Origin of the sequence: Stenotrophomonas sp. Sm6012, from assembly GCF_030985895.1 — a bacterium.
GTDB lineage: Bacteria > Pseudomonadota > Gammaproteobacteria > Xanthomonadales > Xanthomonadaceae > Stenotrophomonas > Stenotrophomonas forensis.
This window is the reverse complement of the sequence record NZ_JAPTFX010000205.1, coordinates 1-6136: the sequence shown is the minus strand read 5'-3', so window position 1 is coordinate 6136 and position 6136 is coordinate 1. Positions and strand designations below refer to the sequence as shown.

The 6136-nt window shown below is 68.3% G+C and carries 7 protein-coding genes; 6 read left to right on the top strand and 1 reads right to left on the bottom strand.

Features of this window, described 5'->3' with window-relative positions:
- Positions 1 to 110: 110 nt before the first annotated feature.
- The 3 genes from O0J73_RS21150 (at position 111) to O0J73_RS21140 (ending at position 2578) form a co-directional block, all read left to right on the top strand.
- Positions 111 to 428 carry a DUF4156 domain-containing protein gene (locus tag O0J73_RS21150; protein ID WP_005407628.1) on the top strand — a complete coding sequence of 106 codons (318 nt, stop codon included), beginning with the start codon at positions 111 to 113 and terminating at the stop codon, positions 426 to 428.
- Between the two features lie 102 nt (positions 429 to 530).
- On the top strand, positions 531 to 1547 hold the full coding sequence (locus O0J73_RS21145) for a 3-oxoacyl-ACP synthase III (RefSeq protein WP_004153587.1): 1017 nt from the start codon (positions 531 to 533) through the stop codon (positions 1545 to 1547).
- A 140-nt stretch (positions 1548 to 1687) separates the two neighbouring features.
- A complete protein-coding gene (locus O0J73_RS21140; RefSeq protein WP_004153589.1) occupies positions 1688 to 2578 on the top strand; it encodes an alpha/beta fold hydrolase in 891 nt (296 codons plus the stop codon).
- A 106-nt stretch (positions 2579 to 2684) separates the two neighbouring features.
- Here O0J73_RS21140 and O0J73_RS21135 read toward each other — a convergent pair whose 3' ends face one another.
- Positions 2685 to 3116, bottom strand: coding sequence for a YkgJ family cysteine cluster protein (locus tag O0J73_RS21135; RefSeq protein ID WP_049458121.1), 432 nt, complete (start codon positions 3114 to 3116; stop codon positions 2685 to 2687).
- A 104-nt stretch (positions 3117 to 3220) separates the two neighbouring features.
- Between O0J73_RS21135 and oleC the strand changes: the two genes are divergently transcribed.
- The 3 genes from oleC (at position 3221) to O0J73_RS21120 (ending at position 6106) form a co-directional block, all read left to right on the top strand.
- Positions 3221 to 4879 carry an olefin beta-lactone synthetase gene (oleC, locus tag O0J73_RS21130; protein WP_308309575.1) on the top strand — a complete coding sequence of 553 codons (1659 nt, stop codon included), beginning with the start codon at positions 3221 to 3223 and terminating at the stop codon, positions 4877 to 4879.
- Positions 4876 to 5868, top strand: a complete 993-nt coding sequence (gene oleD / locus O0J73_RS21125; RefSeq protein ID WP_197565070.1) for a 2-alkyl-3-oxoalkanoate reductase — start codon at positions 4876 to 4878, stop codon at positions 5866 to 5868. The genes oleC and oleD overlap by 4 nt, the downstream gene beginning before the upstream one ends.
- Before the next feature lie 82 nt (positions 5869 to 5950).
- A complete protein-coding gene (locus tag O0J73_RS21120) occupies positions 5951 to 6106 on the top strand; it encodes a DUF1328 domain-containing protein (RefSeq protein ID WP_004153593.1) in 156 nt (51 codons plus the stop codon).
- Positions 6107 to 6136: the final 30 nt, after the last annotated feature.

The following is a 6136-nucleotide window of genomic DNA, read 5'->3' as shown; positions in this document are numbered from 1 at the left end:
CCCCCCCCCCCCCACCCCCGTGGCCCATGACCCGAGGGCCCCGCTCGCCGGGCTACCCCCGATTCAGGCTGTTCAGGCAGAATCCCCCCATACCCTTCCAGGATCTGCCCATGCGCGTTCTGCTGCTTTCCTCCCTGCTGCTCACCGTCACCGCCTGCACCTGGGTGCCGATCGAACCGGCCGGCAAGGCGACCCGCGTGCTGCCGGCAGGCCCGGTTCCGGCCGGCTGCATCGCCAAGGGCGAGGTGGTGGTCACTGTGAAGAGCAAGGTCGGCTTCTACAACCGTAACCCGCTGCGCGTGCAGGAAGAGCTGGAAACCCTGGCCCGCAACGAGGCCCCGAGTGCCGGCGCCAACGCCGTGCAGGCCGCCGCCGCTCCGGCTGATGGCAGCCAGCGCTTCGCCGCATTCCAGTGCCCGCCGCGCTGAACGCTTCACCATACGGGCAAGGCTGAATTCGTAAAGATGCGGTGAAAGCCCGGGAGTTATAGAATAGCGCCCCCTTTTGCCTGAGCCTTGGCGCTAACCTCGATGCTCTTCAAGAATGTCTCGATCGCCGGCCTGGCACACGTCGACGCGCCGCATACGCTGACGACCAAGGAAATCAACGAGCGGCTGCAGCCGACGCTGGATCGCCTGGGTATCCGCACCGATGTGCTCGGCGACATCGCCGGCATCCACGCGCGCCGCCTGTGGGACAACGGCGTGCTGGCCTCCGATGCGGCCACCATGGCCGGCCGCAAGGCGCTGGAAGACGCGGGCATCACCGCGACCCAGGTCGGCCTGCTGGTCAACACCTCGGTCAGCCGCGATTACCTGGAGCCGTCCACGGCGTCGATCGTCTCGGGCAACCTGGGCGTCAGCGACGAGTGCATGACCTTCGACGTCGCCAATGCCTGCCTGGCCTTCATCAACGGCATGGATATCGCCGCGCGCATGATCGAGCGCGGTGACATCGACTACGCGCTGGTGGTGGACGGCGAGACCGCCAACCTGGTGTACGAGAAGACCCTGGAGCGCATGACCGCCCCGGACGTCACCGCCGACGACTTCCGCAACGAACTGGCCGCGCTGACCACCGGTTCCGGCGCCGCCGCGATGGTGATGGCGCGCTCGGAGCTGGTGCCGGACGCCCCGCGCTACAAGGGCGGCGTGACCCGCTCGGCCACCGAGTGGAACCAGCTGTGCCTGGGCAACCTGGACCGCATGGTCACCGATACCCGCCTGCTGCTGATCGAAGGCATCAAGCTGGCACAGAAGACCTTCACCGCCGCCAAGATCGCCTTGGGCTGGGCCGTGGAAGAGCTGGACCAGTTCGTGATCCACCAGGTCAGCCAGCCGCACACCGCGGCGTTCATCAAGAACTTCGGCATCGACCCGAAGAAGGTCATGACCATCTTCGGCGAGCACGGCAACATCGGTCCGGCCTCGGTGCCGATCGTGCTGAGCAAGCTCAAGCAGCTGGGCAAGCTGAAGAAGGGCGATCGCATCGCGCTTCTGGGCATCGGCTCGGGGCTGAACTGCTCGATGGCTGAAGTGGTCTGGTAAGCAGCCCGCTGCCCGACCTCCTGTAGAGCCGAGCCATGCTCGGCCCACGCGCGCAGCGCGGCTCTTCCGCAGCGGACCGGAGAGCAGCCGAACATCGGCTCGGCTCTATACCGCGCCGCGATTCTCCCTAGGTGCTCCGCATGCGCGATCTTCCCGGTTACCCCGCCCACCCGCAGCGTTTCGACGTGCGCCCCGGCCTGTCGATGAACTATCTCGACGAAGGCCCGCGCGACGGCGAGGTGGTGGTGATGGTGCACGGCAATCCGTCGTGGAGCTATTACTGGCGCACGCTGGTGGCCGGCCTGTCGGACAAATACCGCTGCATCGTGCCGGACCACATCGGCATGGGCCTGTCGGACAAGCCGGACGACAGCCGCTACGAATACACCCTGCAGTCGCGCGTGGACGACCTCGATGCGCTGCTGAAGCACCTGGGCATCACCGGCCCGGTGACCCTCGCCGTGCACGACTGGGGCGGCATGATCGGTTTCGGCTGGGCGCTGTCGCACCACGACCAGGTGAAGCGCCTGGTCGTGCTCAACACCGCCGCGTTTCCGATGCCGGCGGCGAAGAAGATGCCGTGGCAGATCGCGCTGGGCCGCCACTGGAAGATCGGTGAGTGGATCATCCGCACCTTCAATGCCTTCTCGTCCGGCGCCTCGTGGCTGGGCGTGGAACGGAAGATGCCGGCCGACGTGCGCCGTGCCTATGTGTCGCCGTACAACAGCTACGCCAACCGCATCAGCACCATCCGCTTCATGCAGGACATCCCGCTGTCACCGGCCGACAAGGCCTGGTCGCTGCTGGAGCGCGCTGGCAAGGCGCTGCCGTCCTTCGCCGACCGCCCGGCCTTCCTCGGCTGGGGCCTGCGCGACTTCGTGTTCGACCATCATTTCCTGAAGGGCTTCCAGGCGGCGCTGCCGCAGGCCCAGGTGCATGCCTTCGAGGACGCCGGCCATTACGTGCTGGAAGACAAGCACGAGGTGCTGGTGCCGGAGATTCGCGCGTTCCTCGACAAAAACCCGATCTGATCGGTTCCCGGGTCGGATCCCGGTAGTACCGGCCGCTGGCCGGCAAGCGCGCAATGCGTGCCGGGTTCATGAGGTTGCCGGCCAGTGGCCGGCACTGCCACTACCCCTACGCCGCGACCGGTGCCTGCGGTGGCGAGGACGGGCTGTTGCCGTTGTCGTCCGGATGGCCGTCATCGTTGCCGGCCTCATCGCGCCAGCGCCAGTCGGCCAGCGTCAGCGGATCCAGGCCATAGGCGATGCGCGCCTTGTCGCACTGCGGGCTGGCCTTGCCGTACTCCCACGACGCATCCACCTCGCGGCACACGCTGGGCCGGTTGGGGTGGATGGTGCAGCGTGAATACACGCCGATCTGCGCGTCCAGCGCCACGCAGCGCACCGGCTTGGAGTGGGTGCCGCGCATGCACAGGCGGTGCGGGTCGAGCACCTCGGTGAGCTGGTGCGGCACGCCGCCGGGAGTGACCTCGTCCGATTCCATCCAGTGGAAGGCCACGCGGTACTGGGTGCAGCAGGCGCCGCAGGTCATGCAGGGATGTTGCATGGGCAAGCCGCCTCGGGCGGCAGTCGGAATCAGGAACGAGGGTGCGGATTTTCCACGAAGTGGGCCGCCGCGCAAGAAATTCCGTAAGCGGCGACAATGAACGGATGAACGGACCCTGCAACATTGCGGCCCGCCTGCCTGAACTGGCTCGCGAACGCCCTGACCAGATCGCCATCCGCTGCCCCGGCCGCCGCGGTGCCGGCAATGGCATGGCGGCCTATGACGTGACCCTGGACTACCGCCAGCTGGACGCGCGCAGCGATGCCATGGCGGCCGGCCTGGCCGGCTACGGCATTGGCCGCGGCGTGCGCACGGTGGTGATGGTGCGGCCGTCGCCGGAGTTCTTCCTGTTGATGTTCGCCCTGTTCAAGCTGGGCGCGGTGCCGGTGCTGGTCGACCCCGGCATCGACAGGCGTGCGCTGAAGCAATGCCTGGACGAGGCGCAGCCGGAGGCCTTCATCGGCATCCCGCTGGCGCATGTGGCGCGGCTGGCGCTGCGCTGGGCGCCGTCGGCCACCCGCCTGGTCACTGTCGGCCGCCGCCTCGGCTGGGGTGGAACCACCCTGGCCGCACTCGAGCGCGCAGGCGCCAATGGTGGGCCGATGCTGGCCGGCACCGATGGCGAGGAGATGGCGGCGATCCTGTTCACCAGCGGTTCCACCGGCGTGCCCAAGGGCGTGGTCTATCGTCACCGCCACTTCGTCGGCCAGATCCAGCTGCTGGGCAGCGCGTTCGGCATGGAAGCCGGTGGGGTGGACCTGCCGACCTTCCCGCCCTTTGCGCTGTTCGATCCGGCGCTGGGCCTGACCTCGGTGATCCCGGACATGGACCCGACGCGGCCGGCACAGGCCGATCCGGCACGATTGCACGACGCCATCCAGCGCTTCGGCGTGACCCAGCTGTTCGGCTCGCCGGCCCTCATGCGCGTGCTGGCCAGGCATGGCCGCCCGCTGCCGACCGTGACCCGGGTGACCTCGGCCGGTGCGCCGGTGCCGCCGGACGTAGTGGCCACCATCCGCCGCCTGCTGCCGGCCGATGCGCAGTTCTGGACGCCGTATGGCGCCACCGAGTGCCTGCCGGTGGCCGTGGTTGAAGGCCGCGAGCTGGAGCGCACCCGTGCCGCCACCGAAGCGGGCGCCGGCACCTGCGTGGGCAGCGTGGTGGAGCCGAACGAGGTGCGCATCATCGCCATCGATGATGCCCCGCTGCCGGACTGGGGTCAGGCACGCGTGCTGGCCACCGGCGAGGTGGGCGAGATCACCGTGGCCGGGCCGACCACCACCGACAGCTATTTCAACCGCCCGCAGGCCACCGCGTCGGCGAAGATCAGCGAAACCCTGGCCGACGGCAGCATCCGCATCGTGCACCGCATGGGCGACGTGGGGTACTTCGATGCGCAGGGCCGCCTGTGGTTCTGCGGGCGCAAGACGCAGCGCGTGGAAACCGCACGCGGGCCGCTGTACACCGAGCAGGTCGAGCCGGTGTTCAACACCGTCGCCGGCGTGGCGCGCAGTGCGCTGGTCGGCGTTGGCGCGGCCGGTGTGCAGGTACCGGTGCTGTGCGTGGAACTGCAGCGTGGCCAGTCCGACAGCCCGGCACTGCAGGAAGCGTTGCGCGCTCACGCAGCAGCCCGCGTGCCTGAGGCCGGCCTGCAGCATTTCCTGGTGCATCCGGCGTTCCCCGTCGATATCCGTCACAACGCCAAGATCGGCCGCGAGAAGCTCGCCGTCTGGGCCAGCGCCGAACTGGAGAAGCGCGCATGAAGATCCTGGTCACCGGTGGGGGTGGTTTCCTTGGCCAGGCGCTGTGCCGTGGGCTGGTCGAACGTGGCCACCAGGTGCTGGCGTTCAACCGCAGCCACTACCCGGAACTGCAGGCGATGGGCGTGGGCCAGATCCGTGGCGACCTGGCTGATGCGCAGGCGGTGCTGCATGCGGTGGCCGGCGTCGATGCGGTGTTCCACAACGGCGCCAAGGCCGGCGCCTGGGGCAGCTATGACAGCTACCACCAGGCCAACGTGGTCGGCACCGACAACGTCATTGCCGCGTGCCGCGCCCATGGCATCAGCCGGCTGGTCTACACCTCCACGCCCAGCGTGACTCATCGCGCGACCCACCCGGTGGAAGGCCTGGGCGCCGACGAGGTGCCGTACGGCGAAGATTTCCAGGCCCCGTATGCGGCGACCAAGGCGATTGCCGAACAACGCGTGCTGGCGGCCAATGATGCGACGCTGGCGACGGTAGCGCTGCGCCCGCGCCTGATCTGGGGGCCCGGCGACCAGCAGCTGGTGCCGCGCCTGGCCGAGCGCGCGCGGCAGGGTCGCCTGCGCCTGGTCGGCGACGGCAACAACAAGGTCGATACCACCTACATCGACAACGCCGCGCTGGCACACTTCCTCGCCTTCGAAGCCCTGGCACCGGGCGCGGCCTGCGCCGGCAGGGCGTACTTCATCTCCAACGGCGAACCACTGCCGATGCGCGAGCTGGTCAACAAGCTGCTGGCCGCCGTGGGTGCGCCGACGGTGGACAAGGCGATCAGCTTCAGGACCGCCTATCGCATCGGCGCGGTCTGCGAGCGGCTGTGGCCGTTGCTGCGCCTGCGTGGCGAACCGCCGTTGACCCGTTTCCTGGCCGAGCAGCTGTGTACGCCGCACTGGTACAGCATGGAGCCGGCACGGCGCGATTTCGGCTACGTGCCGCAGGTCAGCATCGAGGAAGGCCTGCGCAGGCTGAAGGCTTCATCTGCCGCATAGATCGCCATCACCGGTTGCACACCGCCAGATCGGGAGGATGGACCCACGCCATCCAACGGCCCGGACATCTGCGAGGAGCGCCATGCTGCATTACGCCGTCATTTTCTTTGTCATCGCCATCATCGCCGCCGTGCTCGGTTTCTCCGGCATTGCCGGTGCTGCCAGCAACATCGCCTGGATCCTGTTTGTTGTGTTCCTGGTACTGGCGGTGATCTCGATGTTCCGCAAGCGCGGGTAGAAGACCGCAGGGTAGTGCCGGCCGCTGGCC

What these genes read in the sequence shown, in the direction of transcription:
- O0J73_RS21145 (WP_004153587.1), top strand. Translation starts at nt 531, where the DNA reads ATGCTCTTCAAGAATGTCTCGATCGCCGGCCTGGCACACGTCGACGCG.
- O0J73_RS21150 (WP_005407628.1), top strand. Translation starts at nt 111, where the DNA reads ATGCGCGTTCTGCTGCTTTCCTCCCTGCTGCTCACCGTCACCGCCTGC.
- O0J73_RS21135 (WP_049458121.1), bottom strand. Translation starts at nt 3,116, where the DNA reads ATGCAACATCCCTGCATGACCTGCGGCGCCTGCTGCACCCAGTACCGC.
- oleC (WP_308309575.1), top strand. Translation starts at nt 3,221, where the DNA reads ATGAACGGACCCTGCAACATTGCGGCCCGCCTGCCTGAACTGGCTCGC.
- O0J73_RS21140 (WP_004153589.1), top strand. Translation starts at nt 1,688, where the DNA reads ATGCGCGATCTTCCCGGTTACCCCGCCCACCCGCAGCGTTTCGACGTG.
- oleD (WP_197565070.1), top strand. Translation starts at nt 4,876, where the DNA reads ATGAAGATCCTGGTCACCGGTGGGGGTGGTTTCCTTGGCCAGGCGCTG.
- O0J73_RS21120 (WP_004153593.1), top strand. Translation starts at nt 5,951, where the DNA reads ATGCTGCATTACGCCGTCATTTTCTTTGTCATCGCCATCATCGCCGCC.